Source organism: Variovorax sp. PAMC28562 (genome assembly GCF_014303735.1).
GTDB lineage: Bacteria > Pseudomonadota > Gammaproteobacteria > Burkholderiales > Burkholderiaceae_C > Variovorax.
The window spans coordinates 888,021-913,524 of the sequence record NZ_CP060296.1 but is presented as its reverse complement, the minus strand read 5'-3'; the positions used below and the strand labels follow the sequence as shown (position 1 = coordinate 913,524).

At 64.0% G+C, this 25,504-nt stretch carries 31 protein-coding genes; 19 read left to right on the top strand and 12 right to left on the bottom strand.

Annotated features, from left to right (window positions below):
* Window positions 1-828 carry an IclR family transcriptional regulator gene (locus tag H7F36_RS04400; protein ID WP_187053531.1) on the bottom strand — a complete coding sequence of 276 codons (828 nt, stop codon included), beginning with the start codon at window positions 826-828 and terminating at the stop codon, window positions 1-3.
* 156 nt (window positions 829-984) lie between these two features.
* Here H7F36_RS04400 and H7F36_RS04395 point away from each other — a divergent pair, with 156 nt between their 5' ends.
* The 5 genes from H7F36_RS04395 to fahA are packed head-to-tail and all read left to right on the top strand — an operon-like array spanning window position 985 to window position 6,509.
* Complete coding sequence (locus tag H7F36_RS04395) at window positions 985-1,971, top strand: MBL fold metallo-hydrolase (RefSeq protein WP_187053530.1); 987 nt, start codon at window positions 985-987, stop codon at window positions 1,969-1,971.
* Complete coding sequence (locus H7F36_RS04390; protein WP_261802495.1) at window positions 1,950-3,650, top strand: FAD-dependent oxidoreductase; 1,701 nt, start codon at window positions 1,950-1,952, stop codon at window positions 3,648-3,650. The genes H7F36_RS04395 and H7F36_RS04390 overlap by 22 nt, the downstream gene beginning before the upstream one ends.
* Before the next feature lie 13 nt (window positions 3,651-3,663).
* Entirely contained in the window at window positions 3,664-3,879 is a 216-nt protein-coding gene (locus H7F36_RS04385; RefSeq protein WP_187053529.1) for a DUF2783 domain-containing protein, read from the top strand.
* Window positions 3,880-3,918: 39 nt separating this feature from the next.
* Window positions 3,919-5,244 carry a homogentisate 1,2-dioxygenase gene (hmgA, locus tag H7F36_RS04380; RefSeq protein WP_187053528.1) on the top strand — a complete coding sequence of 442 codons (1,326 nt, stop codon included), beginning with the start codon at window positions 3,919-3,921 and terminating at the stop codon, window positions 5,242-5,244.
* Window positions 5,241-6,509 carry a fumarylacetoacetase gene (fahA, locus tag H7F36_RS04375; RefSeq protein WP_187053527.1) on the top strand — a complete coding sequence of 423 codons (1,269 nt, stop codon included), beginning with the start codon at window positions 5,241-5,243 and terminating at the stop codon, window positions 6,507-6,509. Before hmgA ends, fahA begins: the two co-directional genes overlap by 4 nt.
* Before the next feature lie 25 nt (window positions 6,510-6,534).
* Here fahA and H7F36_RS04370 read toward each other — a convergent pair whose 3' ends face one another.
* From H7F36_RS04370 to H7F36_RS04355, 4 genes are read right to left on the bottom strand one after another with little or no spacing between them, the layout of a single operon-like run.
* Window positions 6,535-6,921, bottom strand: coding sequence for a hypothetical protein (locus H7F36_RS04370; RefSeq protein ID WP_187053526.1), 387 nt, complete (start codon window positions 6,919-6,921; stop codon window positions 6,535-6,537).
* Window positions 6,918-7,271 carry a hypothetical protein gene (locus H7F36_RS04365; RefSeq protein WP_187053525.1) on the bottom strand — a complete coding sequence of 118 codons (354 nt, stop codon included), beginning with the start codon at window positions 7,269-7,271 and terminating at the stop codon, window positions 6,918-6,920. The genes H7F36_RS04370 and H7F36_RS04365 overlap by 4 nt, the downstream gene beginning before the upstream one ends.
* Entirely contained in the window at window positions 7,268-8,569 is a 1,302-nt protein-coding gene (locus tag H7F36_RS04360) for a DUF6402 family protein (RefSeq protein WP_187053524.1), read from the bottom strand. Before H7F36_RS04360 ends, H7F36_RS04365 begins: the two co-directional genes overlap by 4 nt.
* 47 nt (window positions 8,570-8,616) lie before the next feature.
* The gene (locus tag H7F36_RS04355; RefSeq protein ID WP_187053523.1) at window positions 8,617-9,069 is read right to left on the bottom strand and encodes an acyl-CoA thioesterase; all 453 of its coding nucleotides are present in this window, start codon (window positions 9,067-9,069) and stop codon (window positions 8,617-8,619) included.
* Between the two features lie 104 nt (window positions 9,070-9,173).
* Here H7F36_RS04355 and H7F36_RS04350 point away from each other — a divergent pair, with 104 nt between their 5' ends.
* Window positions 9,174-10,178, top strand: a complete 1,005-nt coding sequence (locus H7F36_RS04350) for a Bug family tripartite tricarboxylate transporter substrate binding protein (RefSeq protein ID WP_187053522.1) — start codon at window positions 9,174-9,176, stop codon at window positions 10,176-10,178.
* A gap of 7 nt (window positions 10,179-10,185) precedes the next feature.
* On the top strand, window positions 10,186-11,544 hold the full coding sequence (locus H7F36_RS04345) for an FAD-dependent oxidoreductase (protein ID WP_187053521.1): 1,359 nt from the start codon (window positions 10,186-10,188) through the stop codon (window positions 11,542-11,544).
* A gap of 36 nt (window positions 11,545-11,580) precedes the next feature.
* Here the strand turns inward: H7F36_RS04345 and H7F36_RS04340 are convergent, their stop codons facing one another.
* The 3 genes from H7F36_RS04340 to H7F36_RS22130 form a co-directional block, all read right to left on the bottom strand.
* A complete protein-coding gene (locus H7F36_RS04340; protein ID WP_261802494.1) occupies window positions 11,581-12,339 on the bottom strand; it encodes a hypothetical protein in 759 nt (252 codons plus the stop codon).
* A 38-nt stretch (window positions 12,340-12,377) separates the two neighbouring features.
* Entirely contained in the window at window positions 12,378-12,827 is a 450-nt protein-coding gene (locus H7F36_RS04335) for a hypothetical protein (RefSeq protein WP_187053520.1), read from the bottom strand.
* Window positions 12,828-12,945: 118 nt separating this feature from the next.
* On the bottom strand, window positions 12,946-13,158 hold the full coding sequence (locus tag H7F36_RS22130; protein WP_187053519.1) for a hypothetical protein: 213 nt from the start codon (window positions 13,156-13,158) through the stop codon (window positions 12,946-12,948).
* Window positions 13,159-13,183: 25 nt separating this feature from the next.
* On the opposite strand from H7F36_RS22130, the gene H7F36_RS04325 reads away from it, so the two are divergent.
* Both H7F36_RS04325 and H7F36_RS04320 read left to right on the top strand, forming a co-directional pair.
* A complete protein-coding gene (locus H7F36_RS04325) occupies window positions 13,184-13,819 on the top strand; it encodes a hypothetical protein (RefSeq protein WP_187053518.1) in 636 nt (211 codons plus the stop codon).
* 67 nt (window positions 13,820-13,886) lie between these two features.
* Window positions 13,887-14,906 carry a DUF3616 domain-containing protein gene (locus H7F36_RS04320; protein WP_187053517.1) on the top strand — a complete coding sequence of 340 codons (1,020 nt, stop codon included), beginning with the start codon at window positions 13,887-13,889 and terminating at the stop codon, window positions 14,904-14,906.
* A gap of 153 nt (window positions 14,907-15,059) precedes the next feature.
* On the opposite strand, the gene H7F36_RS04315 is transcribed toward H7F36_RS04320, so the two are convergent.
* Window positions 15,060-15,281, bottom strand: a complete 222-nt coding sequence (locus H7F36_RS04315; protein ID WP_187053516.1) for a hypothetical protein — start codon at window positions 15,279-15,281, stop codon at window positions 15,060-15,062.
* Between the two features lie 199 nt (window positions 15,282-15,480).
* On the opposite strand from H7F36_RS04315, the gene H7F36_RS04310 reads away from it, so the two are divergent.
* From H7F36_RS04310 to H7F36_RS04300, 3 genes are read left to right on the top strand one after another with little or no spacing between them, the layout of a single operon-like run.
* Entirely contained in the window at window positions 15,481-15,981 is a 501-nt protein-coding gene (locus tag H7F36_RS04310; protein WP_261802493.1) for a low molecular weight phosphatase family protein, read from the top strand.
* A gap of 60 nt (window positions 15,982-16,041) precedes the next feature.
* Window positions 16,042-16,227, top strand: a complete 186-nt coding sequence (locus H7F36_RS04305) for a hypothetical protein (protein WP_187053515.1) — start codon at window positions 16,042-16,044, stop codon at window positions 16,225-16,227.
* Window positions 16,228-16,282: 55 nt separating this feature from the next.
* Window positions 16,283-17,434, top strand: coding sequence for an ABC transporter substrate-binding protein (locus H7F36_RS04300; protein WP_187053514.1), 1,152 nt, complete (start codon window positions 16,283-16,285; stop codon window positions 17,432-17,434).
* A 36-nt stretch (window positions 17,435-17,470) separates the two neighbouring features.
* On the opposite strand, the gene phnN is transcribed toward H7F36_RS04300, so the two are convergent.
* From phnN to phnF, 3 genes are read right to left on the bottom strand one after another with little or no spacing between them, the layout of a single operon-like run.
* Entirely contained in the window at window positions 17,471-18,013 is a 543-nt protein-coding gene (gene phnN, locus H7F36_RS04295) for a phosphonate metabolism protein/1,5-bisphosphokinase (PRPP-forming) PhnN (RefSeq protein WP_187053513.1), read from the bottom strand.
* Window positions 18,010-18,738 (bottom strand): DUF1045 domain-containing protein, encoded by a 729-nt coding sequence (locus H7F36_RS04290; protein WP_187053512.1) that lies wholly within the window; start codon window positions 18,736-18,738, stop codon window positions 18,010-18,012. Before H7F36_RS04290 ends, phnN begins: the two co-directional genes overlap by 4 nt.
* Window positions 18,731-19,498: a phosphonate metabolism transcriptional regulator PhnF gene (gene phnF / locus H7F36_RS04285; RefSeq protein ID WP_187053511.1), complete on the bottom strand. Its 768-nt coding sequence runs from the start codon at window positions 19,496-19,498 to the stop codon at window positions 18,731-18,733. The genes H7F36_RS04290 and phnF overlap by 8 nt, the downstream gene beginning before the upstream one ends.
* 77 nt (window positions 19,499-19,575) lie before the next feature.
* On the opposite strand from phnF, the gene phnG reads away from it, so the two are divergent.
* The 7 genes from phnG to H7F36_RS04250 are packed head-to-tail and all read left to right on the top strand — an operon-like array spanning window position 19,576 to window position 25,449.
* Complete coding sequence (gene phnG / locus H7F36_RS04280) at window positions 19,576-20,088, top strand: phosphonate C-P lyase system protein PhnG (protein WP_187053510.1); 513 nt, start codon at window positions 19,576-19,578, stop codon at window positions 20,086-20,088.
* Entirely contained in the window at window positions 20,085-20,723 is a 639-nt protein-coding gene (gene phnH / locus H7F36_RS04275; protein WP_187053509.1) for a phosphonate C-P lyase system protein PhnH, read from the top strand. Before phnG ends, phnH begins: the two co-directional genes overlap by 4 nt.
* A 2-nt stretch (window positions 20,724-20,725) precedes the next feature.
* A complete protein-coding gene (locus H7F36_RS04270; RefSeq protein WP_187053508.1) occupies window positions 20,726-21,841 on the top strand; it encodes a carbon-phosphorus lyase complex subunit PhnI in 1,116 nt (371 codons plus the stop codon).
* Entirely contained in the window at window positions 21,838-22,791 is a 954-nt protein-coding gene (locus H7F36_RS04265; RefSeq protein WP_187053507.1) for an alpha-D-ribose 1-methylphosphonate 5-phosphate C-P-lyase PhnJ, read from the top strand. Before H7F36_RS04270 ends, H7F36_RS04265 begins: the two co-directional genes overlap by 4 nt.
* Window positions 22,788-23,585 (top strand): phosphonate C-P lyase system protein PhnK, encoded by a 798-nt coding sequence (phnK, locus tag H7F36_RS04260; RefSeq protein ID WP_187053506.1) that lies wholly within the window; start codon window positions 22,788-22,790, stop codon window positions 23,583-23,585. The genes H7F36_RS04265 and phnK overlap by 4 nt, the downstream gene beginning before the upstream one ends.
* Window positions 23,582-24,298, top strand: coding sequence for a phosphonate C-P lyase system protein PhnL (gene phnL, locus H7F36_RS04255; RefSeq protein ID WP_187053505.1), 717 nt, complete (start codon window positions 23,582-23,584; stop codon window positions 24,296-24,298). Before phnK ends, phnL begins: the two co-directional genes overlap by 4 nt.
* Window positions 24,295-25,449 carry an alpha-D-ribose 1-methylphosphonate 5-triphosphate diphosphatase gene (locus H7F36_RS04250; protein ID WP_187053504.1) on the top strand — a complete coding sequence of 385 codons (1,155 nt, stop codon included), beginning with the start codon at window positions 24,295-24,297 and terminating at the stop codon, window positions 25,447-25,449. Before phnL ends, H7F36_RS04250 begins: the two co-directional genes overlap by 4 nt.
* The last annotated feature ends 55 nt before the right edge of the window (window positions 25,450-25,504 follow it).

Here is a 25,504-nt window from a genome sequence, read left to right as displayed (position 1 = left end):
TCAGCGTCGCGGCGCACCCAGCCGCTGCGACACCGCATCGGCGCACGCCTTGAGCGCCTTCGCCAATTCGCCGTTCCAGCGGCTGTCGAAGATGCCGGCCGCACCGATCGCGGTGATGGCCAACTTGATCGCACCCGTGTGGTCGAACACCGGCGCCGACATCGCATTGACGCCCGGAACGATCTCGCCCTCCGAGCGGCTGATGCCGTGGCGACGAACTTCGTCGAGCTGCACTTCAAAGTCTTTCCATGCCGGCACAGGCGGCTGTGGCGGCATGCCGACGACCTTGGCCGACCCTTCGCGGTCGCGCAGCTTGCGACGCGCGCGGGCGGCCTCGAGCTGCTGCTTCACGATGGCCGCATCCAGGTAGGCGCCGAAGAGCCGGCCAGACGCCGTGTCGGTCAGCGAGAACACCGTGCCGTGCCGCATGGCGACGTGCACCGCCGCGGGCGACTCCGCAATGCGCACGATGGTCGCGCCGCGATCGCCCCACACCGCGATCGCGACCGTCTGGCCGATGCGCTGTGCCAATGCATCGATCAGCGGCGTCGCGATCTGCACCGGATTGGCCTGCTGCAACCCGATCAACCCCAGTTGCAAAGCGAGCGGACCGAGCAGATAGTGACCGCTGATGGCGTCTTGCTCGATGAGCCCGAGCCGCCCGAAGCTGACCATGTACGGATGCGCCTTGGCGGCGCTCATGTCGGCTTCGCGGGCGAGGTCTTTGAGCGCCATCGGCCGGCCGTTGTGCACCAGCGCGCGCAGCAACTGGCCGCCGACTTCGATGCTCTGGATGCCGCGTTGCGTGCGGTCGATGTCGATGGTCATGGGCGCGTGGCGAGTTCGTTCATGTGAAAAGAGTTAGACATTAACTGATCGGCATCCTAGACTCGACGATTCGCACAGAGCAAACGTATTCTTTTTAGACGAATTGAAAATAGAACCGCCGCGGCATGTGCCCGCGACAAACCGGAGACACGCACCATGACCCAACCCACGAACACCCCCCCCAAAGTCTTCGCCAGCCAGGCCGACCTCGCCGAGAAAACCGTCAGCTTCACCCGCCTCTCCGAGAACGCCTACGCCTACACCGCCGAAGGCGACCCCAACACCGGCATCTTCATCGGCGACGAAGCCGTCATGGTCGTCGACACGCAAGCCACCCCCGGCATGGCGCAAGACGTCATCCGCCGCATCCGCGAGATCACCCCGCTGCCCATCAAGTACGTGCTCCTGAGCCACTACCACGCGGTGCGCGTGCTCGGTGCCTCGGCCTACTTCAAAGAAGGCGCCGAGCAGATCATCGCCAGCCGCGACACCTACGACCTCATCGTCGAGCGCGGCGAACAAGACAAAGCTAGCGAAATCGGCCGCTTCCCGCGCCTGTTTCGCAACGTCGAATCCGTGCCGCCCGGCCTCACCTGGCCGACCATGACCTTCGACGGCACCATGAGCGTCTGGCTCGGCAAGAAGCTCGAAGTCAAGATCGCCCAGATCGGCCGCGGCCACACCAAGGGCGACACCATCGCCTACCTGGAAGACCAGAAGATCTGCTTTGCCGGCGACCTGGTCGAGTACCAGAGCACCGCCTACGCAGGCGACTGCTACTTCCGCGACTGGCCCACCACGCTCGACCGCTTGTCGGCCTACGGCTTCGAGAAGCTCGTGCCCGGCCGCGGTGCCGCGCTGGAGAACGCCGGCGACGTCAAGAAGGCCATTGCCTCGACCCGCGCCTTCATCTCCGACGTCTACACGATGGTCAACAACGGCGTGGCCGCCGGCAAGAACCTGAACACGATCTACAAGGAGACGATGGCCGCCCTGCGCCCGACGTACGGTCACTGGGTCATCTTCGATCACTGCATGCCGTTCGACGTGACGCGCGCCTACGACGAAGCCACCGGCTACGACCATCCTCGCATCTGGACGGCGGAGCGGGATGTGGAGATGTGGAATACGTTGGAGGGGTGAGCGTGGCGCCGGTCGACTATCAACGGCAAGTATTCGACTACGTTCGACATCCGGATCAAGACGCCGCTAGGGACGCAGCTTCGCCGGCGCGTCATCCGGTCGTCGTCGTCGGTGCCGGTCCGGTCGGGCTCGCACTGGCGATCGATTTGGCGCAACAGCGTATTCCGGTCGTACTGCTCGACAACGACGATCGCCTGTCGACCGGTTCGCGCGCCATCTGCTTTGCCAAGCGCACGCTGGAGATCTTCGATCGGCTCGGTTGCGGCGACCGCATGATCGACAAGGGCGTGTCGTGGAAACTGGGTCGTGTCTTCTTCAAGGACGAGCAGGTCTACGAATTCGACCTGCAGCCGGAACCCGGCCACGAGCGCCCGGCCTTCATCAACCTGCAGCAGTACTACGTCGAAGGCTTTCTGGCGGAGCGCGCTGCGGCGCTGCCGCTCATCGACATCCGCTGGCGCAGCAAGGTCAAAGGCATCGCGCAATTCGACGACCATGCGGTGCTGACCATCGAGACACCCGAGGGCGAATACCGCATCGCGGCCGATCATGTCGCGGCCTGCGACGGATCGCGCTCGACGCTGCGGCAACTCGTCGGGCAAGAGGCGCAAGGCCGAACTTTCAAAGACCGCTTCCTCATCGCCGACGTCAAGATGAAGCTCGACCGGCCGGCCGAGCGCTGGTTCTGGTTCGACCCGGCGTTCCATCCGAATCAGAGCGTGCTGTTGCACATGCAGCCCGACAACGTCTGGCGCATCGATTTCCAGCTTGGCTGGGACGCCGATCCTGAAGAAGAGAAGAAGCCGGAGAACATCATTCCGCGCGTGCAGGCGCTGCTCGCCAACTCCGCCATGAAAGACACGCCCTTCGAGCTCGAATGGGCCAGCGTCTACACCTTCTCTTGTTTACGCATGGCGCGCTTTCGGCACGGTCGCGTTTTGTTCGCCGGCGACTCTGCGCATGGCGTCTCGCCCTTCGGTGCGCGAGGTGCCAACTCGGGCGTGCAGGACGCGGAGAACCTGGCCTGGAAGCTGGTTGCGGTGCTGCGGGGTCACGCGAGCGATTCGCTGCTCGACAGTTACGCCGACGAGCGCGAAGCGGCTGCCGACGAGAACATCCTCAACTCGACCCGCGCCACCGACTTCATCACGCCCAAAAGCGAAGTGAGCCGGCTGTTTCGCGATGCCGTGCTGCAACTCGCGAAGACGCAACCGTTCGCGCGCACGCTGGTGAACAGCGGGCGCTTGTCGGTGCCAGCGACATTGCATGCGTCTCCACTCAACACCGCGGACGTGCAGGGCGATGGGTTCGAAGGGCGCATGGTGCCGGGTGCCGTGGCGGCTGATGCGCCACTGGCGTCACGCGTGAGGGCAGGCGAGCCCGGATGGTTGCTGCGCGCCGTCGGCACCGGCAACTTCGCAGCGCTGGTGTTCGGCGATGGCGCCGCCGCCGACCGAAGCGCGCGCGCTGTTGCGGAGAGCGCGTTCGAGGCCGATGTGCAGGTCGCCGTCGTTCGCGTGGCGCTCGACGATGCGCATGCTCTCGCCATGCAGCGCTACGACGCACAAGCCGGCACTGTCTATTTGCTGCGCCCCGACCAGCACGTCTGCGCGCGATGGCGGCAACCGGATGCGCGAGCGATCCGAATAGCGCTCGACCGTGCCCTTGCGCGTGGCTGAAAAGGAACCTGTCATGTCCAGCCCATCGAACATAACTTCAGCCCCTCTCGTCACCACGCCCAATCTCGAAGCGCCCGATGATTTCTACGAAGCGCTCATCGAAGCGCATCAAGGCTTCAACACCGAACAAAGCCACGCACTCAACGCCCGCCTGGTGCTGGTGCTCGCCAACCACATCGGATCGATGGCGGTGCTGCGCCAGGCGCTGACCACGGCGCGGCAGGCCTGAGAAAATTCTGTTCATATCGACCCCTCGTCGAGATATTTCATGACAAGCACTGCACCCCTTTCCTATCAATCCGGCTTCGCCAACGAGTACGCGACCGAAGCCGTTGCCGGCGCGCTGCCGCAGCATCGCAACAGCCCGCAGCGCGCGCCGTTCGATCTCTATCCGGAGCTGATTTCCGGCACCGCCTTCACCGCGCCGCGCCACGAGAACCGTCGTACCTGGGTCTATCGCCGCCAGCCCTCCGTAGTGTCCGGCCGCTATGCACCGTACGAGCAGGCGGTGTGGACGACAGGCGGCGACCGCAGCATCGCGCTGCCGCCGGAACCGATGCGCTGGGGCGCGATTCCTCTCGACGCCGAGAGCGGTGCAAGCACGGCCGACTTCGTCGACGGCATGCACACCCTGGCCGCCAACGGCGATGCCGAGGCGCAGAGCGGCATCGCCGCGCACGTGTACCTGGCCGGCCGGTCGATGGACCGTCGCGCCTTCGTCAACGCCGATGGCGAGATGCTTCTGGTGCCGCAGCAGGGCCGACTGGTCATCACGTCCGAACTCGGCGTGCTGGAAGTCAAGCCCGGCGAGATCGCGGTGCTGCCGCGCGGCGTCGTGTTCAAGGTGGCGCTGCCGGATTCGGAGGCTGGCGCGGGGCCGTCGCGCGGCTACGTCTGCGAGAACTACGGCGCGCAGTTCCGCTTGCCCGAGCTGGGCCCGATCGGCTCGAACGGCCTCGCGAACGCGCGCGATTTCCAGGCGCCCGTCGCAGCCTTCGAAGATGCCGGCGGCGCTTACGAAATCGTCAAGAAGTTCGGTGGCCGCTTCTGGCGCGCACCCATGAAGCAGTCGCCCTTCAACGTGGTCGCGTGGCACGGCAACCTCGCGCCCGTCAAGTACGACACGGCCAACTTCATGACGATCGGCTCGATCAGCTTCGACCACCCCGACCCATCGATCTTCACCGTGCTGACCTCGCCGAGCGATACGCCCGGCACGGCCAACTGCGACTTCGTGATCTTTCCGCCGCGCTGGCTGGTGATGGAAAACACCTTCAGGCCGCCGTGGTACCACCGCAACCTGATGAGCGAATTCATGGGGCTGGTCTACGGCGAGTACGACGCCAAGCCGGGCGGTTTCAAGCCCGGTGGCGCCAGCCTGCACAACATGATGGTGCCGCACGGGCCGGATGAAGAAGCTTTCGACAAGGCCAGCCACGCCGACCTCAAACCGCAGAAGCTCGACAACACGCTGGCCTTCATGTTCGAGAGCCGCTTTCGATTCATCCCGACGCAGTGGGCCATGCAGAGCCCGGTGCTAGACCACGCCTATGCCGATTGCTGGGCTGGCCTCAAGGACCAATTCAAGTCATGACCACGATCAATGAAACGCACGACCCGAAGCGCCGCAGCTGGGTCGAATCGGCCAACGACACGGGCTGCGATTTTCCGATCCAGAACCTGCCTTTCGGCACCTTCAGCCGCGCACCGCGACACGAGCGGCGCATCGGTGTGGCCATCGGCGACAAGATCCTCGATCTGCGCATGGCCAAGCTGATCGACACTGACGACATGAACACGTTGATGGCCGCGACGCCGGCCAAGCGTGCCGCGTTGCGCTCGCTGATCTCGCAAGGCCTGACCCAAGGCAGCGCCCGCCAGTCCGAATGGGAAAACGCATTGATCAATCCGGCGCAGGTCACGATGCACGTGCCTTGCCGCATCGGTGACTACACGGACTTCTACACTGGCATCCACCACGCGACGACGGTCGGCAAGTTGTTCCGTCCCGACCAACCGCTGATGCCCAACTACAAGTGGGTGCCCATCGGTTATCACGGTCGCAGTTCGTCGATCGGCGTCAGCGGCCAGCAGTTCAAACGGCCGCAGGGGCAGACCAAGGCGCCGGATGCGGCCGAGCCGTCGTTTGGCCCGAGCAAGCGGCTCGACTACGAACTGGAGCTCGGCTTTTTCATCGGCCAGGGCAATGCGCTGGGCGAACCGATCGGCATGGACCAAGCTGAGCAACATCTGTTCGGCGTGACGTTGTTCAACGACTGGTCAGCGCGCGATCTGCAGGCTTGGGAATACCAGCCGCTCGGCCCGTTCCTGGCAAAGAATTTCGCCAGCACCGTGTCGCCTTGGCTGGTGACGATGGACGCGCTCGCGCCGTTCCGCGCAAGGTTCGAGCGCCCGGCCGGCGACCCGCAGCCGATGCCGTACCTCGACTCGCGAGCCAACCGCGATGCAGGCGCACTCGACATCACGCTCGAGGTATTGCTGCAGACCGCAGCCATGCGTGAGGCCGGTACAGCACCCGTGCGCCTCACGCTCGGCAACACGACGCAAGCCGCCTACTGGACCGCCGCGCAACTGGTCGCGCACCATACGGTGAATGGCTGCAACCTGCAGCCCGGCGACCTGCTCGGCTCCGGCACGCTGTCGGGCCCCGAGCTCGATCAGGCCGGTTCGCTGCTCGAACTCACGATGGGCGGCAAGCAACCCATCACGCTGCCCAATGGGGAGAAGCGAACGTTCCTGGAAGACGGCGACACGTTGACGCTGCGCGGCTGGTGCGAGCGTGACGGGGCGGTGCGCATCGGGTTGGGTGAGGTGAGCGGGACAGTGCTGGCTGTGTGAGAAGGGGCGGCTCCTCGAAGCGCCATCAAGGCAGCTTCGCCAGCCAATTGTCCAACCAGTTGGGCGGAAGATGGATCGGCCCCGTTGCGTCGTAGCGTGAGTAAGAGACATGATCGGCATCCCAAAAGACCCAGTTTGGCTCTGTGCTTTCAAACCATCGGTCAGCCAGCACTTCAGTTTCGCCGCTTCGGCGTAGCCGCACCCAAATCCAGTTACCTAGGCCGGTGCCGTATGCCAAGGTATAGCGACCGTCCGGAGAGTTCTTGTACGTCCATCTTTGAACTGATGCACGGCCTTCAACGCCTAGCCTGTAAGCATTAATATTCCACGCAGCTATCAGCAGGCAGATACCCAAAGCGACCCACTTGAGCCTTTTCATAGCTTCACCGTGATTAGTAGCAAAGACCGTCAAGGCAATCTCGCGAGCCACTTCTCCAACCAAACGGGCGGAAGGTAGATTGGTCCGTCTGCATCGTAGTGCGAGTAGTAGACGCGGTCGCCAAGCCATGCGGATTTGTACGGCTCCTTGCTTTCGAACCATCTGTCGGCAAGCACTTCGTCCCCGCCTTTTTTGCGGAGCCGCACCCAGACCCAGTAGCCCGGTCCATCGCCATATGCAAGCGTGTATTGCCCGTCCGGCGACTCTTCATATGTCCATTTTTTAATGGATGCACGGCCCTCGATCCCCAGCTTGTATGCGTTGACATTCCACCCGACGAGCAACAAACAAATGACTAAGAGAACCCATTTGAACTTCTTCATAGGTTGATCGTGATGGGTCGACGGAGGGTGACCCATATGCGATCCGAGTAGATGATGAAGTCGCCACCGCGGCCGTGCTTCTGCTGCCATGCGCGGAAGTCGCTATTGCGCACAGGGTAGAAAATGTTGTCGGCGCCCTTGCCGATCCTGACCGGTGCGTCTGACAACTGCGCGTTGACGGCCATAGCAGCAGCATGCAGGTGCTGAATGGCGACATGGCTCTTGTTCCAGTGCCCAAGGTACTGAGATACATTGCCCGGCGTGGGCGAGAAGGTGTAGTGATCTTTGACATAGATGGCTACGCGCGTGACGGTGGCGGTGCCGGCCTGCTGATTGAAGGTGGCCTCGGCGATCGTCGCGTAGAAGTTGAAAGCGCCCAGTGCACCGGTCAGGTCATCCGGCACGCCGTTGTTGGACATCTCTTCGTACATCTGAACCGCGATGCGCTCCGACCAACTTGCGTTCACATCGATCAGCTGAAACTGAAACTCCTCGTGGAAGCGCTGAAGATCGCCTTTGCATTCCAGCCAAGGTTGAATCGATTGGCGCGTTTTGTAAGGCGTCAATTTGTTCACCAAGATACCGCGCGCACGAGGGGTCTCGAGCATTAGCGACTCGGTCAATGTATCGAAGGCATTCTTCGCCCTCCGAAATCCGAGTACCCACGCCATCATGATGGTTGCGGTGTCGACCATATTCGGTGGGTACGGGAATCCGCTTTGGTTGATCTCGGCTCTCTCGTCGGCATCGCTCAGCGAGTAATTGAGCTGCCCGCTAAACCATCGCTCCATCAACGTCGCAGACATCGGCATGCCAAGCTTGCGCATGGCGCCCGGAATGTCCTGGATGTCGAAGGGCGGCACCACGGGCCGCTTCGGTGCGGGCGGCGTTGGCGCGACGGCGGGTGCCTTTGACGGCGCGGGCGGCGGGTTCTGGATGGCGTGAACTGCGCTGCCGATGGACGACGCCACCTTGGCGATCGCCAGCACCGTGTTGACGTAAGGGTCGCCAGCGACTTTCTTCGGGACTGTCTTGGTTGCCGGCTGCGGCGCTGCTGGTGTGACAGACGACTGTGAAGGCAGCGATGCCAGCGGCGGCGGCGCTCTGTCGAGCGACAGCGCAACGCCCTCGATCTCGCACCTTTGGCCCATGCACTTCGACCAGGTGCGCAAAAAGTTGGCCGATTGAAGAAACGGCTCTTCCTCGTCTTGAACGATCATGAGTTCTCCCTGAATTTTGTTTGCCGACACTATACGAGCGGCGTTGCAAAGGGGGTGGCTCAGTCGTGCCGGGGCCAAAGGCTGGTGGCAGGCGGAGCGTTTTCCGCCAAGCGCATTGCCTACAGCTAAATCTTCGGACTCGCCGCAGCCCGAGCCGCTTCGAGATACGACCTGGCGCGCTCGGCCAGCGCCGCCTCGCCCGGCGTGCTCGGTGTGAAGGCTTCGACAGGCGTCGGCCGCCCATGCGAATCGACCGATACGAACACCACCAGGCATTCAGTGGTCTTGGTCATCTCGCCGGTCTTCATGTCGCCGCTGCGCACTTCGACCGAGATGTTCATGCTGGTCGTGCCGGTGTAGACGAGGCGGGCTTCGACCTCGACGAGGTCGCCGATCTTGACGGGGTGTTGAAAGCGGATGCTGCCGATGAAGGCGGTCACGCAGTAGCGCTTGGCCCAGCTGGTGGCGCACGCATAGCCGGCTTCGTCGATCCACTTCATGACGGTGCCGCCGTGCACCTTGCCGCCGAAGTTGACGGTGTTGGGTTCGGCAAGAAAACGCAGGGTTATGCATGACATGGGGCCGCCTGTGGGGTGTGCGCCAAGGGCGATGGCGCTGGATAATCGTTGGCATTATTCCCGAGAGCGGTCACACGCCGGTCTCTTCTTTCCTCATCCTCGACATGCATTCAAAACAAAAAGTCCTGCCGCGCTTTTCGCGGCGCTTCCAACTCGCGGCCTTGGCAGTCGGTCTTTGCACGGTGGTGGCGGGCGCCGCGGCGCAGGGCACGCCAGCGTGGCCGACCAAGCCGATCCGCATCCTCGTCGGCTTCCCGGGCGGCTCGACGCCCGACATGGCCGCGCGCGCCATCGCCGAGCCGTTGGGCCGTGCGCTCGGCCAGCCGGTGATCGTCGAGAACAAGCCCGGCGCATCCGGCAACATCGCGACCGACCAGGTGGCCAAGGCGACCGACGGTCACACGCTCGGCGTGGTCATCAACGGCAACCTCACCTCCGCCAAGATGCTGTACCCGCGCCTGCCGTACGACCCGGCCAAGGACTTCAGCTACATCAGCCTGCTGGCGACTGCACCGTTGGTGTTGATAGCGCCCATGTCGGCACCCGATGGCGCCGCCTTCTTCGATGCCGCTCGCAAGGCCGGCGACACCTGGAACTACGGCTCGGTCGGCACCGGCTCGGTCGGTCATCTGGGCATGGAACTGATGAAGGCGAAGATGCCTGGACTGATGCCGCAGCACATTCCGTATCAGGGCAATCCGCAGGTCGTGACCGCGATGATGGGCGGGCAGATCCAGATGGCGCTGGTGCCACCGGGCATCGCGCAGCCACAAGCCAAGGGCGGCAAGCTGAAGGTGATCGGCCTGACCACCAGTGGTCGCAGCGTGCTGATGCCGGAGGCGCCTTCGCTGGCCGATGCCGGCGTCAAGGACTTCCAGCTCGAGGTGTGGACCGCGCTCATCGGACCGGCCAGTCTGTCGAAGGCGGCGCAGGATCGATTGGCGCTCGAGATGCCGAAGATCATGCAGAACCCCGATGTCCGGCGTCAGCTTTTCAACCAGGGCTGGCAAGCGGTCGGCACCTCGGCCGAAGGCCTGAAGACGCGCATCAAGGAAGAGAGCGCGACCATGGCGAAGATCATCGCCGCGCGCGGCATCAAGATCGAATGACCGGCGCATGACGGCACGCACCACCACGCTGGACGAACCCGGCCGCGCGCTTCCGGTCTTCGGCGAGTACGACGTCGTTGTCATCGGTGGCGGGCCCGCTGGGCTGGCCGCTGCGGTGAGTGCGGCAACGCACGGTGCGCGCACTTTGCTGGTCGAGCGTTACGGCTTTCTCGGCGGCATGGGTACGGCGGGTGGCGTCACTAATTTCGCCGGGCTCTACGGCCGCAAGGATGGCGAGATGCAGCAACTGGTGCATGGCGTGGTCGACGACCTAATGCAACGCATCGACGCGCTCGGTGGACTCAACAAACCGCAGGACGGCATGCAGGGCCGCATCCGCGTGCGCTCGTACGACGTGTCGGCATACAAGTGCGCGGCCGACCAGATGCTGCTGTCGGCCGGTGTCGACGTGCTGTTTCATGCGTGGGCTGCCGCGGTCATCAGGGACGATGCGCGCATCGAGGCGCTCATTGTCGAAACCAAGTCGGGTCGGCAAGCCATTCGCGCCAACGTGTTCATCGACTGCTCGGGCGACGCCGACGTGGCTGCCTTTGCCGGCGTGCCGTTCGAAGTTGGCGACGGTCATGGCAACAGCCTGTTCCCGACGACGATGTTCCGCATCGGCCACGTCGAGTCGGAGCGCGCGCTGGCTGCCATCGGCGAGTTCAAGGCCATCAACGATTTGATGGACGCTGCGCTGCGCGACGAGCCCGGTCGCTACAAGTTTCCGCGCGAGGGTGCCATCGTGCGGCCGCAGATCAACCCGACCGAATGGCGCGCCAACGTCACCCAAATTCGCAACGAACAAGGCCGCGCGATGAGTGGTGTCGATGCGCGCGAGCTGAGCGCGGGCGAAACCGAAGGCCGGCGCCAGATCGTCGAATACTTTCGCTTCATGCGCGAGAAAGTGCCGGGCTTCGAACACTCGCAGATCGTCGACATCGCGCCGCAGGTCGGCATTCGCGAGACGCGGCGCATCGGCGGCGACTACGCGCTGAGTGGCGAAGACATCCTCTCGTCCGCGCGCTTCGACGACGTGATCGGGCTCAACGCCTGGCCGATGGAACTGCACGGCGACGGTCGCATCGACTGGGGTTTTCCGCGCGATGCCGGCAACGCCAACAACGACTTGCCGTGGCGCATGCTGGTGCCGCAGAAGGTGGATAACTTGCTGGTCGCGGGACGTTGCGCATCGATGACGCACGAGGGTCAGTCTGCCGCGCGTGCCAGCGGCGGTTGCTTCGTCATGGGGCAGGCTGCAGGGACTGCAGCGGCGAGCGTTGGCACGGGTCGCGGCACGGTACGCGACGTCGATGTGGCCGCGCTGCAAAAACAGCTGCGAGCCGACGGCGCGATGTGGGGGTGACTCGGGTGAAGTCGGCCGCGCCGCGCTGAAGCTCGCCTAGAAGCGCACGCCCGTCGACAGCCGCGCCATGTTCTGCGGCGTGAAGTTGACCTTCGGGTCCCAGGCGGCGCGCACGAACCAGCGCGGCCAGTCATAGCCGACCGACAGGCCGACGCGACGAATGAACTGGCCGTCGACCGTGCCCTGCTTGGCCAGCAAGTCGACAGTCAGCCGCTCGCCGTTGCCCACGCTCTGGCGCCATATCAGGTGCACGTGTTGCTGGTCGGGATTCAGGCGGTTGTCGCGCACCAGTTGCACTTGCAGCGACGTTGCGTCGGACCATCGATAGCCGCCGTACGCGGTGTACGAATCGTTCGGGTCGAAGTTGAGGTTGGCGTAGTTGCGAAGGTTGGTGCGGCCGAGCCCCGCACCGACGAACCAGCTGTCGCCCGTTTCGACCGCAATGCTGCCGCCGACGAAGCCGCCCGATGCCGCCTGCAGCGACGGCAGCACGCGCACCGGTCCGAGTGTGAAGGTGCGGTCCCAGCCGCCACGCAACTGCGAAAAGTCGAGCACCGGCGAGCGAAACCAGCCGAGCCAGACATTGCCGTCGCCATAGTTGTAGCGCAGGTTGACGTCGAGCCCCGGCCCGGGTGGCATGCCCCCTCCCGATACGCCGTAGTAGCCGACGGTGAGCTTGTAGGGTGTCGGCGCGTCTTGCGCCGCAGCCTGTTGGCAGAGCCCCAGCGTGAGGAGCGCCGCAAGGCAAACGGTGGGGAGAGAGAAGCAGAAACAGAAACGAAGAGGGCAGCGCATGCCGCGAATGTACGGCGCCCTCTATGTCATCTAGCTGACTACTTCGCCGGATCCGGAGTCTGTTGGGCTTGAACGTTGGGGCTGGCCGGATTCGTCATCGTCGAGATGACGCGGCTGTTGACCCGCGATCCGCCAACTACGTTTTGATCCGGTGCGGCAGCCGTCGCACGGGCTTGCGCACCGACAGCGGCAGGGTCCATCGTGGAGACGAAAGGATCGGCGCCGCGCGAGCCGCGTGTCACGTTCTGGTTGACGGCGTGCGCCGCATCGATGGCTTGCTGCTGCATCTTTGCCGGGTCCGCCGTGGGCGTGAACTTCTCGGCACCGCGTGAGCCGCGCGTCACGTTCTGGTCGGGCGCGCGGGCTGCGGCAATGGCTTCGGCTTCGACCTGGGCGCGGGTGCGGCCGGTGGCGGGTTGGGCTTGGGCGGCGGTCACGGCCAGCACGGCGATGGCCGCGGTAGCGATGTTCGTGTAGAGCTGTTTCATGATCGGTCCTTGTCTTGAGTGGTAGGTGTTAACCCGAGGCCAAGGTTAGGCCTCTCACAAGGCAGGCGGATGACACGCGCTGCATCTCGCGGCGCGTGCTTTTCTGACGGCAGTCGACTTAGTCGACTTGCTTCTTCGGCCGACCCGACTTCAGCGGTGTCAGCGCATCGAGCGCGGCGCGCAAGGCGGGCGCCGACATGGCTTGCAACGCGTGCAGGCCCGCACGCAGCAACTCACTCTTCTTGGCCGGACGCTTGAACATTACCGCGCGGTCTTTGAGCCTGGCGATCAACGCGTAGTCGTCTTGCGGCATCGTGAAGCTGTCACGCACCAGCTTGTCTTTTTGCTCGGATGTCTTGCGGGTGTCGATGGCTTTGGTAGATGACTTGACCGAGGACTTGGCGTTCGATTTTGCGGACGACTTCGGCGCAACCTCAATTTGCTTTGCGGGCGCTGGCTTCACCGGGACGATCGGGCTGACCTTTTTTGGCGCAGGCTTGTTGATGAGTGAAGAAGCTTTCTTCGCGGCTGGCAATGGCGCGGTCTTCAGCTTTGGGATGGGCTTGGCGACCGGTTTGATGGCCGTCTTTGCGACCGGTTTTGCCACGGTCTTCGTGACAGGTTTTGCCGATGCCTTGACCGATGCCTTGACCGATACCTTGACCGATGCTTTCGGCGTTGCTTTTGGGTTTGACTTCGGCACCGGCTTCGCGGGCAGCTTTGCTGCAGCCTTGCGCGCGGGTGCGACCGCCTTCTTCGGCGCCGCTTTGCGCGGGGGAGCTACAGCCTTCTGGGCTGCAGGCTTCTTTGGCGTCGCGGCGGCGTCGGGCGCTGTGGTCGCAGCGGCGACGGGTGCCACTACGGCGGTCGCTGATGCATTCGACGTCTTCGGCGGAGTAGAAGTCGGCCGTGCGCTGGAAGTTGCGATATCGGCGGTTGCGTCAGGGGAAGGCGATGCGGTCGCAATGGGATTTGTCATTGATTTTTCTTAAATGGTGTAAATCATTTATACCATAATTATCGGATTAGTCTGATCTACAACACTTAAGCTTCACTCAAATGATTCGATTCAATGTTCGTTCGATCGCGGCGACCGTCGCGACTCTGCTGGTGCTCTGTTTGGCAACGTGGGGTTCCTTCGTGCAGGCAAGCACATCGAGTGCGTCCGCCGCCATGGAGCGCTACGACGGTATGTGCGAAGCCTCTGCAGCAGTGGCGCTCGACTCGCAGCACTTCGTCGTCGGCGACGACGAGAGCAACGCACTCAACGTCTACCGCATCGGGCAGAGTGCGCCTGCGCGGCCGGCCGTCGACTTGGCAGCGTTCCTCGCCACAGGAGACAAGGCGTCCGACATCGAAGGCGCAACCCGCATCGGCGACACCATCTACTGGATCTCGTCGCACAGCCGGACCTCATCGGGCAAGGCCAGACCTTGGCGGCGCCGGCTGTTCGCCACGCAGGTCGATCTCGGCGTATCACCGCCCACCGTTCGCCCCGTTGGCAAGCCCTATGTCGACCTGATCGAAGACCTTGCTTCGGCACCCGAACTTAAAGGACTCGGTCTCGGCAAAGCGGCCGACATTGCGCCCGAGCAACCGGGTGGTCTGAACATCGAAGGCCTGGCCGACACGGCCGACGGACATTTGCTCGTGGGCTTTCGCAATCCGCTGAAAGACGGCAAGGCGCTGCTGGTCCCCATCACCAATCCTGCTGCGCTGGTGGTCGGCAACGGAGCAAGGCCAGCGTTCGGGCCACCCGCGTTGCTCGACCTGGGAGGCCGAGGCATCCGCAGCATGGAACGCATCGGCGCCGTCTACTGGATCGTTGCCGGACCGACCGGCGATGTCGGCAGCTTCGCGCTGTACGCATGGGATGGTGTGCCGATGCATCCGGCCACGCCCGCGCCGGTGCCGCTGCCGGCGCAGTTCAGTGCCGAGGCGCTGTTCGCTCTGCCCGGCACGGGTCAGGCGATGCTGCTGAGCGATGACGGCGCCCTGCGCGTCGAGGGCACACGCTGCGATCAACTGGACAAGGCGAAGCAGCGCTTCAGGGCACTGCGCATCCCGCTTCAAAGATAGAAAGCGCATCGACACTGCACGTCGATGCGTGCGCGCTCCATGTCACAAAACCGTCAGATGATCGTGGCAGCATAAAGAAGTGACAGCCGCGGGCGCTGGTAGGGAACGCGCAAGCACCTCAGCGATGAGGCATCCCGATGTTTGCGGCTGTTGCTATCCCCATTGCTCCACAGTGGGCGTGAATTTGGCGAGCCGTGTGGCGCGGTCGGCAAACAGCGGAGCACCGACATATCGCAGTGGCGCCTGGATGTGCGCATCGGCTAGCGCCAGATGCCGGACTGCTTCATGCAGCCGGAGCACCTCGGCGTCCTGATCCCCATATCTGGCGGACATTTTCTCGAGCAGATGGCTCAAGCGTGCGTTCTCTTTGCTCATTTGAAGCTCCTGTCAGAAAAAGCAGCTGGCAATTGAAGCTTGCACGCCAGTCGCCAACCTCTTCGTTATAGGGCAGCGGCGGATCGTCTGCCGATGGTTTTTGTTTCGAGGCGCAACGCAGCGAGCGAGTCCGCTGCTGCCACTGCTGCAGCGACAGCCGCTGGAAACTGTCACGTCAGGTCGCTAACCTCAAAACAATATGGCAATAGCGGATCAAATGACGGTGGTTTTTGTCTCCAGGCGCAATTCGCTTCGCAGTGTTCTGGCGCAGGCCTGCCTGGAGCATCTGGGCCAAAGCCGGTTTGTGGCGCTGTCTTGTGGAAGACCCGGATACGTCGCAGAGGAAGTGCATCCCGCAGCGCTGGGCGCGCTTGCCGGTGCGAGCATGCAGCCGCCCGCAATGGTTCCGGCCGCGTGGACCCAGCTCCGGTCGCGCGATCTCGCCAAAGCCTCATTCATCATCACGCTGGACGCAGAGACACACGGGCACGAGCCATCGTGGCCGGGTCAGCCGGATTCGGCGCTGTGGGAGATGCCGGACGCTGCTGGACAGGATGATCCGGAAGCAGCGGCCTATGGCGCCATTCAGATCATCTATGCGCTCCGGCGCCGAATCGAACTGTTCGTCAACCTGCCGATGGCGAAAGGCGAGCGCGCATCGATTCGAGACGATATCAGAGACATGGGCAGGATGGGCTAGCGCTCGTCGATGCTTTATGCCGCACCGAATCATGTTTAACCAGACATCAGCAGCTCGACCATGACCTCACCTATGTTTAGATTGCGCGTCGATCGCGTTGAGCACGGCAATTTCGTATGGGTGATCACTGAAGTTGGTCCGTTGATAGAAGAGACGGAGCTTGCTTCGTCTCTGAAGGAATACGCGACACCTGGTGATGCGTTGGCCGCGGGCGCCAAGGTGCTGGAGCAGACAAAGGGCGATTAGCCGCACGCCATCAGCCGAGACGTTAAATGTCACAAATGGTATCTAGCATGGGCCGATGAACTTGCCCTGCCCCTCTCGCCGCCGCTTGCTCGGTGGCACCCTCGGCGCCGCAGCGCAAACGCTGTTTTCGACAGACGCCACTGCGCTTGCACCACTCGTTCGACCTCCGGATGCACCTGCGGTTCAGATGACGCAAATCATGGACATGTCGCCGAGCCAGCAAGCGTTGTCGCGCGACTACGCGACAGGATTCCGGCTCGCCTTCGCTGAATCGACTGCCAAGGCGGGACCGCGCATCGAGCTCAAATCCATCGAGGTCGATGGATCGGATGCCGCATTGCAAGAGGCCATCAAAAAGGTCAAGGCTGACAGCAGCCAGGTGGCCCTGATCGGTACGGTGGGCGAAGGCCTGGCGCTGGCGAGTCTGAAGCAGGCGGAGAAGAACGGACTCGAGATTGCCCATGTCGCGCCGTGGCTTGCCGACTCGCGCTTCGACGGCCAAGTCAATCTGTTCGCACTTTTCGCTTCGAGGGAAGATCAGATTCGGTACGTGCTCAAGGGCTTCGCCACCATGGGCGTGTCGGAGTTGGGCATCGTGTATCCGAACGCAGCGCACGAGGCTGCATTGCAGCCGGGGACAGCGCAGATCCTCGAGCGGTTGAAGCTCAGGGCACGAGTGCTCACTGCAAGCCAAGAGAGCGATCTCGAATCCTTCGGCAGACACCTCGATGCAAAGGTGCCGTACTTTCTGCTTTTCATGGGCAGCGCGATCGAACTGTCTTTGTTCACGCGCGGGCTCAGCAAGCGGGGAATGCAGCGCTATGTGGTCTGCTTGTCCGACGTCGACGCCAACACCTTCTTGCAACTCGCACCGGGCACGGCCGTGCCGATCGTCTTCACTCGCGTCGTGCCGGACCCGCGTGACGGCAAGGTGGCGGTGGTGCGGGCCTACAAAAGCGCACTTCAGCGCTATTTCGACGAAGACCCTTCACCCACGAGCCTGGCCGGCTACCTCGGCGGCCGCTACGCCGCTTCAGTCGTTGCCTCCGCAGGTTCGACTCCGGGGCGCGCCCGCGTTCTGTCGGAATTCAAACGGCGTGTTGCGACCAACATCGACGGTTGGCGCTTCGATTTCGCTGCTGATGGACGGGCCAGCAGCTACGTGAGTCAGACCTTGCTGAACAGCAACGGCCGCCTTGTCGGCTGACGCACGACAAGAGCGGTCGGAAGATATGGTGCTGCGTCAGCCTCGATGGAAGGCTCTCAAAAACTGCAGCCCCGCGTCTTCCAACGAGCCGTCGTTGTACACCTCGATCGCGCGCGCTGGCACTTGAAATGCGAGAGCGCGCTCTATGCGCGCTTCGACGGCGGCCGGTGTTTCACGGCCGCGCGCCAGCAGACGCGCCCGCAACGTGTCGACGCTCGCGGTGACATGAATTACCTTGAGCTCCGGAAATCTGACCAGAGCTTGAGACAGGTAGGCACGCGACCCGTTGACGATCACCCGACGGCCCGCGTCGAGCGGCGCCAATTCGACATGTCGAACGCCGTAGCGCAAGCCGTTGGCTTGCCAGTCAAAGGCAAATGCCTGCGCCTCGCACAGCCCCTGAAAAGCTTGTGCATCGACGCTATCGTGCTGCTCATCGCCCGACTGCACTGGGCGGGTGATCGTGCGGCGTGCCCAATGGACAGACGCCTCCGCGGGAAGGTGGTTTCGAAGCCACGCGAGGAGGCTGTCCTTGCCGGCGCCGGAAGGGCCCATGACATAGATCAGCTGCCCCTTCATCGGCCCAACCTCATGTGCTCGACGAGTTCGAAGTCGGCGCCGGGATGCGGCTCGGCAAAGAGCGCGACCGAGTCGAAGCGACAGGCGGGCAATGCGCCGAAGCACTGGGTGGCTGCGGCTTTGATCGCATCGACGACCTGCGACGGCGTGTCACCCAAGGCGCCGGTGAGCGACATGTGAAAACGAAAAGCGTCCAGCACGAAGGGGTAGCCCCAGCGCAGTAGCAAAGCGTCTTCTTGCGGAGTCAACCGTGCTGCCCGCCGACGCTGCAGCTCAACCGGTGACAGCGTTGCAGCCAACGCATGAAGTCCCGTCACGCAAGCCGCTGCGACCGCGTTGATTCCGTCGAGTTGGCCGGAGTCGCCTTCCGGCACAAGGGCGAGAAAATCGTCGAGCTGTTGCACATTCAGCGGCGGCAACGTAAAGGCTTCGAACCGGCCGCACAGCTCATGCAGGCGGTCGCGAAGCACCTCGAACTCCACGCCCGGCGCGAGCGCGAAAGGCGCCTTGAGCGTTGCGTGCCATCCGTAGCGACGCGGCGCCTGGGTCAGGCGCTGTTGCACCAGGCTGCTGACGCCCGGTACGACAGGCTGCGGCAGCGATCTCCCTTGCGCTGCGCAGCGACCGATCCATCGACTACCGACTTCCCACCAAACGCTGCTCTCGGCCGGCGCGAAGTACACGGCATAGCGATGCGCCGTTCCGTGTGACGCTGTATCACTCATCGTGAGCCACTGTGAGGGTGACGCGGTCACCGGCAAACCAAGCCAGCGCATATTCAATGGGCACACCCAGCGGGTCGACGTTGACGCTCTCGACCCGCAGCACCGGTCGGCTCGCCGTTTGTCGAAGGTGCGCTGCCACGATGGCATCGGGCATCTGCGCGGTGATGCGGCTTTCGAGCCGCGTGTAGTCCTTGACCTGATGCGCGGCGAAGCCGGCGGTGATCGACCCCGTTTCGCGCACCACCGCTTCCAGGCTGGTGAAACGGGGCAGCGGAAAGTAGCGTTCGCTGAAGTTCAGTGGCTGGCCCTCGGCCTCGGCGAGCACGCGCAGGCACAGCAACGAGCTTCGGGCGGGCACGCGCAACGCACGCGCTTGCGCAGCGGTCGCGCGCACGTTCTTCGCGTCGAGCACGCGCAGTGCGCCGCGCAAACCCGCGTGCACCATGTTCTGGTGGTGCCGCGTGCGCTTGGCCAGCACGAGGTCGACCGCGAACTCTTCGACATAGGTGCCACTGCCTTGCGCGGCTCGCAGCAACCCTTGACTGCTCAAGCTCGCAAGCGACCGGCGGATCGTGTGGCGATTCACGCCGAACTGCTCGGCCAGTGCGTGCTCCGACGGCAGGCGTTGCCCTGGTGGATAGACGCCGCGGGCGATCGCTTCGGCCAACTCTGCCGCGATGCGAGTCCAGAAGCTGTCGCGCGCCGCGGGTGTGGAGAGCGTCGCGGAAGAAAGGGGTGTGAGTGCGGAGGTGGCTGTCATGAAAGGTACATGCCCGGGCTCTAAGCTCGCGGCAGTTGATCGATTTGTCTATACAACTTTCAAAGAGTAGCACCCTCATGTTTCATGCCTTTGACAGTCATCCAGCCACTCATCCCGGCGACCGGGCGCAGTGGATGGCGTTGCTCGCGCGTGCGCCGATGACGCTGCTGGAGCCGGCGCTCGGAGAGTACGCGCATGGCGTGCCGCGCTGGCTTCGTCCGCCGGAGACCGGACTAATGATGGTCCAAGGCAGGGCGGGCGGGACCGGCGAGCGCTTCAATCTCGGCGAGGTCACGGTGACACGCTGCGCACTGCGGCTGCCGGAGCAGCGGCACCAGGCGGCGGTTGGCGTTGCGTATGTGCTCGGTCGTTCGCACCGCCATGCGCAATTGGCCGCAGTGGCCGATGCGCTGTTGCAGGACCCGACACAACAGGGCTCGCTCGAGGCCGTCCTGCTGGCGCCCGTGCGAGCGCACCTGCTTCGCGAGCGGGCGACGCGTTACGCCCGTGCGCAGAGCAGCAAGGTCGAGTTCTTCACAGTGGCGCGTCAAAGCGGAACCACCAGCGAAGACGAGGAGGATGGCGTATGAACTCAGTCGATCTCAAAGCCGTCGGCGCCGGTTTTTCGGATCTCTCGTTCGGCAGTCAGGCGGTCTTTCGCGCTGCGTTGCACGCGCTCTCGCACCCCGGGCGCCCGGTCGACGTGGCACACGATGCAGAGGTGCCGACCCATGGGCATGCGGCCGCTGCAGCGTTGTTGCTGGCGCTGCTCGATCCGGACTGCAGGCTCTGGTTGTCACCGTCGCTCGCTGGCAGCGATGCCGCGGCGTGGCTGCGTTTTCATTGCGGTTGCGTGCTGGTGGACGAACCGGCCGAGGCGCAGTTCGCCTGGGTCGCGGCCGGCGACGAAGCGCCGCCGCTCGCTTCCTTCGCACAAGGCAGCGAGGCCTACCCTGATCAGTCGACAACCTGCGTGCTGGAGGTTTCCGCCATTGCCGCCCCTATGGCCGAGCCGGATGCGACAAGTTGGCGCCTGCAAGGTCCGGGAATCCGCGATCAGGTGGGCCTGACAGTTCAAGGCCTGGCGCCATCGACTGCTGCGGCCCTGCTGGCCGAGCGCGCCCTCAACCACGCCGCTTTCCCGCGCGGCGTAGACCTGTTCCTCGCGACGCCACGCCAGATCGTCGGCCTGCCGCGCTCCACCCGCATCGCATTGGAGGCCTGAACATGTACGTTGCAGTCAAAGGTGGCGAAGCAGCCATTCTCAACAGCTATCGGCTGCTGGCCGAGCGGCGGCGCGGGGACACGGCTGCTCCCGAGCTTTCGGTCGCGCAGATTCGCGAACAGCTCAAGCTGGCAGTCGACCGCGTGATGACCGAAGGGTCGGTATACGACCCCGAACTCGCCGCGTTGGCCATCAAGCAGGCGTCGGGCGATCTGATCGAAGCCATCTTTCTGTTGCGGGCTTATCGCGCGACGCTGCCGCGTCTTGGCACCAGCGTGCCGCTGGACACGGCCCGCATGGATCTGGACCGACGCATCTCTGCGACGTTCAAGGATCTTCCTGGCGGCCAGGTTCTTGGCCCGACCTACGACTACACGCAGCGGTTGCTGGACTTCTCGCTGCTTGCACAGGGACACGAATCGGTACGCATCGAAGTGCAAAAAAATGGGATCGAAGCGCCTGCCTCGACACCGCGCGTCGTCGACCTGCTGCAACACGAAGGCCTCATGGAAACACGGTCGATGCCGCCGGGCGATCCGGCGCCTTTCGACATTACGCGCGAGCCCCTGCGGTTCCCCGCCGATCGCGCCAGCCGTCTGCAAAATCTGGCGCGCGGCGACGAAGGATTTCTGCTTGCAATGGCCTATTCCACCCAGCGCGGTTATTCGCACAGCCACCCCTTCGTCGGCGAGATCCGTTTCGGCGGCATTGCACTCGAAGTCGAGCCGGAGGAACTTGGCTTCGCGATCTCCATCGGCGACCTTGAGATCACGGAATGCGAAATGGTCAACCAGTTCGCTGGCAGCATGAGCCAACCGCCCCAGTTCACGCGCGGCTATGGCCTGGCTTTCGGCCACAGCGAACGCAAGGCGATGGCCATGAGCCTGGTCGATCGCGCGCTGCGGGCGGAGGAACTGGGCGAAGCGGTGGAGTCGCCGGCCCAGATGCAGGAGTTCGTGCTGTCGCACAGTGACAGCCTGGAAGCCTCGGGCTTCGTGCAGCACTTGAAGCTGCCGCACTACGTGGACTTCCAGTCCGAACTGTCACTGGTTCGCAAAATGCGCGCCGCTGCCGCCGACTCGGTGACCAGCGTATCGAAAGAAGAGGAAGCCCGATGAACCCGTCGCTCGTACCGAAAGATGAAGCGACGGCTGCCGAAGCCGTCGACAGCGTCGCGCAGAACTTCAACTTCGCCTACCTCGATGAGCGCACCAAGCGGATGATTCGCCGCGCCATCCTCAAGGCCGTGGCCATCCCCGGATACCAGGTGCCGTTCGGCTCGCGCGAAATGCCGCTGCCCTATGGCTGGGGCACCGGCGGCATCCAGGTCACGGCGGCGGTCATCGGCCCAATGGACGTGCTCAAGGTCATCGACCAGGGCTCGGACGACACGGTCAATGCGGTGAACATCCGGCGCTTCTTCGAGCGCACCGCAGGCGTCGAGACCACGACTCGCACGCATCTCGCCACCCTGATCCAGACGCGGCATCGCATTCCGGAGGCCCCGCTGGCGGAAGGCCAGGTGCTGGTCTACCAAGTGCCGGTACCCGAGCCGATGCAACGACTGGAGCCGCGCGAGAACACCACGCGCACGCTGCATGCATTGGCCGAATACGGGCTGATGCACGTGAAGCTGTACGAAGACATCGCACGCTACGGTCACATCGCCACCACCTACGACTATCCGGTGCTGGTCAATCACCGCTACGTAATGTCGCCCTCGCCGATCCCCAAGTTCGACAACCCGAAGATGCACATGAACCCTGCATTGCAGCTGTTCGGCGCAGGGCGCGAGAAGCGCATCTACGCCGTGCCTCCGTACACACCGGTCGAAAGCCTGGGCTTCGAAGACCATCCGTTCGAAGTGCAGCGGTGGAACGTGCCGTGCGCGCTGTGCGGCGCCACAGACAGCTTTCTCGACGAAGTCATCACCGACGACCGCGGTTCACGCATGCATGTGTGTTCGGATTCCGACTACTGCCAGACGCGCAGGCAAGACAGCGAGCAGCCGTCGCGCGTCCCGGCGAAGGATCAACGCGAAGCAATCGACGCGACGGAGGACGCATGACCATCACCGGTGAAATATCGACCGTGCCGCCGCTGCTGCGCGTGCGCGGCATCGGAAAACGCTATGGCGATCGCGTGGCGCTGCAAGACGCATCGTTCGACCTCTGGCCAGGCGAGGTGCTGGCTGTCGTCGGCGAATCGGGCTCCGGCAAGTCGACCCTTCTCAACGCGGTCGCGGCGCGCTGTCTCCCCGATGCCGGGAGCGTGCAATTCCTGACACGTGCCGGTCAGCTCGCAGAAGTGTTCGACATGAGCGAGGCAGAACAACGCCTGCTGGCACGTACCGATTGGGGCTTCGTCCACCAGAACGCAGCGGACGGGCTGCGCATGGACGTCTCTGCCGGCGCCAATGTGGGCGAGCGCCTGATGGGTCTCGGCGAGCGGCACTATGGCCGCTTGCGTGCCACGGCCACGGAATGGCTCGAGCGCGTCGAAATCGATCCGCGCCGTATCGACGATCCGCCGCGCACTTTCTCCGGTGGCATGCGGCAGCGGCTGCAGATTGCACGCAACCTTGTCACCCGGCCCCGGTTGATGTTCATGGATGAACCGACGTCGGGCCTCGACGTGTCGGTGCAGGCGAGGCTGTTGGACCTGCTGCGCCAGCTGACGCGCCAAATGCAGCTCGCCGCGATCATCGTGACGCACGACCTCGCCGTCGCGCGCCTGCTTGCGCATCGCATGCTGGTCATGCAGCGTGGCCACGTGGTCGAGTCCGGGCTCACCGATCAGCTGCTCGACGATCCGCAGCATCCTTACACCCAGCTTCTCGTGTCCTCGGTGCTTCAGCCATGAACCGTCCCTTGCTACAGATCGAGGGGTTGGCCAAGCGCTTCACCCTGCATCACCAGAACGCGCTGGAGCTGTCTGTTTTCGACCACGTCGACCTCAGTGTGAGTGCAGGCGAATGCGTGGTGCTCGATGGCGCCTCCGGCTTGGGAAAGAGCACGCTGCTCAAGCTCATCTATGCCAATTACCGGGCCAGCGCGGGCAGCATCCATGTGCAACCGGCGCAGGGCGCTGCGGTCGAAGTGACCGCGGCCTCCCCGCGTGAACTGGTCCGCCTGCGCCGCGACACCATCGGCTACGTGAGCCAGTTCCTCCGCGTGATTCCGCGCGTGGCAGCGCTGGACGTCGTCGCCGAGCCCTTGGCCGAAGACGCCGGTGACGATGCCGACGCAATCGAGTCGGCACGAGAGCAGGCGCGCGCATGGCTCGCCCGGCTGCGCATCCCGGAACGCCTCTGGCATCTGCCGCCAGCGACCTTTTCCGGCGGTGAGCAGCAACGCATCAACATCGCCCGCAACATGATCAAGCCCAAGCCGTTGCTGCTTCTCGACGAGCCGACCGCTTCGCTCGATGCCGCCAATACGCGCACCGTCATCGAACTCATCCGCGAGGCTGCAGCGCGCGGCGCTGCAATCGTCGGCATCTTCCATGACGCGGAGGTGGGCGCCGCGGTCGCGACGCGCCACGTCAACGTCGCTGATTTCAGGAGCCTGTCATGAGCGGCAGCATGGTTTTCCGAAACGCCCGCATGGTGCTGGCCAACGAGGTGGTGCGCGGCACACTCAACGCCGTCGACGGCCGCATCGCCAGCTTCCAGGGTGGCGACACCGCTGAAGGAACGCTGGACCTGGAGGGCGACTACCTGCTGCCCGGCCTGGTGGAAGTGCATACCGACAATTTCGAGCGGCACCTGATGCCACGGCCCAAGGTGCATTGGGCAGAAATGCCGGCCTTGCTCGCGCACGATGCCGAAGTGGCATCCGCCGGCATCACCACCGTGTTCGATGCGCTCGGCGTCGGCGAGGCCGACACCGAGAGCCTGCGCGGCAGTACGTGGCACAAGGTGCTGGCGACGATCGACGACTGCGCCACGCGGGACCTGTTGCGCGCGGACCATCATCTGCACGTGCGATGCGAGTTGCCGGCACCCAACACGGTCGAGCTGTTCGAGCCGTTCTGCGGCCACCCGCGGTTGTCGCTGATTTCCCTGATGGACCACACGCCGGGTCAGCGCCAGTGGGAAAACATCGACTTGGCGCGCATCTATTACACGGGCAAGAAGGGCTGGAGCCGCGAGAAGTTCGAGCATCGGGTGGCCGAGGCCGGCGCATTGCAGGAACGCTATGCCGCACCCCACCGCAAGCACTTCGTCGACTACTGTCGTACGCACGGCATCGCACTGGCGAGCCACGACGACACCACGGTCGCGCACGTCGAACAGGCGCATGCGGAAGGCGCCAGCCTGTCGGAGTTTCCGACCACGCTGGTGGCTGCACGTGCCGCACGCGACCGCGGACTGTCTACCGTCATGGGGGGGCCCAACGTCGTGCGCGGCGGCTCGCATTCGGGCAACGTGGCTGCGGTGGAGTTGGCGCGCAATGGGCTGCTGGACATCCTCTCGTCCGACTATGTGCCCAGCAGCCTGCTGGGTGCCGCCATGCGCCTGGTGGCCGACGATGTGTTCACGCTGCCGCGTGCCGTGGCGACCGTCACCAGTGCGCCGGCAAAGGCGACACGCTTGAACGATCGTGGCTCGATCGCGCAGGGGATGCGCGCCGACCTGGTGCAGGTCCACATGACCGACATGGCGGACGGCACGCAGCACGCCGTGGTGCGCAGCGTCTGGCGAGAAGGCCGCCGCGTCCTTTGACTTGCGGCTGACACACGCGCGTCGTCGAAGTGTCAATGCCTCGTCATACCCATTC

Coding starts and splice junctions, on each gene's coding strand:
- H7F36_RS04310 (WP_261802493.1), top strand. CDS start 15,481: ATGGCAATAGCGGATCAAATGACGGTGGTTTTTGTCTCCAGGCGCAAT.
- H7F36_RS04385 (WP_187053529.1), top strand. CDS start 3,664: ATGTCCAGCCCATCGAACATAACTTCAGCCCCTCTCGTCACCACGCCC.
- H7F36_RS04335 (WP_187053520.1), bottom strand. CDS start 12,827: ATGAAACAGCTCTACACGAACATCGCTACCGCGGCCATCGCCGTGCTG.
- H7F36_RS04365 (WP_187053525.1), bottom strand. CDS start 7,271: ATGAAGAAGTTCAAATGGGTTCTCTTAGTCATTTGTTTGTTGCTCGTC.
- H7F36_RS04350 (WP_187053522.1), top strand. CDS start 9,174: ATGCATTCAAAACAAAAAGTCCTGCCGCGCTTTTCGCGGCGCTTCCAA.
- H7F36_RS04395 (WP_187053530.1), top strand. CDS start 985: ATGACCCAACCCACGAACACCCCCCCCAAAGTCTTCGCCAGCCAGGCC.
- phnH (WP_187053509.1), top strand. CDS start 20,085: ATGAACTCAGTCGATCTCAAAGCCGTCGGCGCCGGTTTTTCGGATCTC.
- H7F36_RS04290 (WP_187053512.1), bottom strand. CDS start 18,738: ATGAGTGATACAGCGTCACACGGAACGGCGCATCGCTATGCCGTGTAC.
- fahA (WP_187053527.1), top strand. CDS start 5,241: ATGACCACGATCAATGAAACGCACGACCCGAAGCGCCGCAGCTGGGTC.
- phnG (WP_187053510.1), top strand. CDS start 19,576: ATGTTTCATGCCTTTGACAGTCATCCAGCCACTCATCCCGGCGACCGG.
- H7F36_RS04270 (WP_187053508.1), top strand. CDS start 20,726: ATGTACGTTGCAGTCAAAGGTGGCGAAGCAGCCATTCTCAACAGCTAT.
- phnL (WP_187053505.1), top strand. CDS start 23,582: ATGAACCGTCCCTTGCTACAGATCGAGGGGTTGGCCAAGCGCTTCACC.
- hmgA (WP_187053528.1), top strand. CDS start 3,919: ATGACAAGCACTGCACCCCTTTCCTATCAATCCGGCTTCGCCAACGAG.
- H7F36_RS04320 (WP_187053517.1), top strand. CDS start 13,887: ATGATTCGATTCAATGTTCGTTCGATCGCGGCGACCGTCGCGACTCTG.
- phnN (WP_187053513.1), bottom strand. CDS start 18,013: ATGAAGGGGCAGCTGATCTATGTCATGGGCCCTTCCGGCGCCGGCAAG.
- H7F36_RS04305 (WP_187053515.1), top strand. CDS start 16,042: ATGACCTCACCTATGTTTAGATTGCGCGTCGATCGCGTTGAGCACGGC.
- H7F36_RS04345 (WP_187053521.1), top strand. CDS start 10,186: ATGACGGCACGCACCACCACGCTGGACGAACCCGGCCGCGCGCTTCCG.
- phnF (WP_187053511.1), bottom strand. CDS start 19,498: ATGACAGCCACCTCCGCACTCACACCCCTTTCTTCCGCGACGCTCTCC.
- phnK (WP_187053506.1), top strand. CDS start 22,788: ATGACCATCACCGGTGAAATATCGACCGTGCCGCCGCTGCTGCGCGTG.
- H7F36_RS04265 (WP_187053507.1), top strand. CDS start 21,838: ATGAACCCGTCGCTCGTACCGAAAGATGAAGCGACGGCTGCCGAAGCC.
- H7F36_RS04340 (WP_261802494.1), bottom strand. CDS start 12,339: ATGCGCTGCCCTCTTCGTTTCTGTTTCTGCTTCTCTCTCCCCACCGTT.
- H7F36_RS04355 (WP_187053523.1), bottom strand. CDS start 9,069: ATGTCATGCATAACCCTGCGTTTTCTTGCCGAACCCAACACCGTCAAC.
- H7F36_RS04315 (WP_187053516.1), bottom strand. CDS start 15,281: ATGAGCAAAGAGAACGCACGCTTGAGCCATCTGCTCGAGAAAATGTCC.
- H7F36_RS04300 (WP_187053514.1), top strand. CDS start 16,283: ATGAACTTGCCCTGCCCCTCTCGCCGCCGCTTGCTCGGTGGCACCCTC.
- H7F36_RS04400 (WP_187053531.1), bottom strand. CDS start 828: ATGACCATCGACATCGACCGCACGCAACGCGGCATCCAGAGCATCGAA.
- H7F36_RS04250 (WP_187053504.1), top strand. CDS start 24,295: ATGAGCGGCAGCATGGTTTTCCGAAACGCCCGCATGGTGCTGGCCAAC.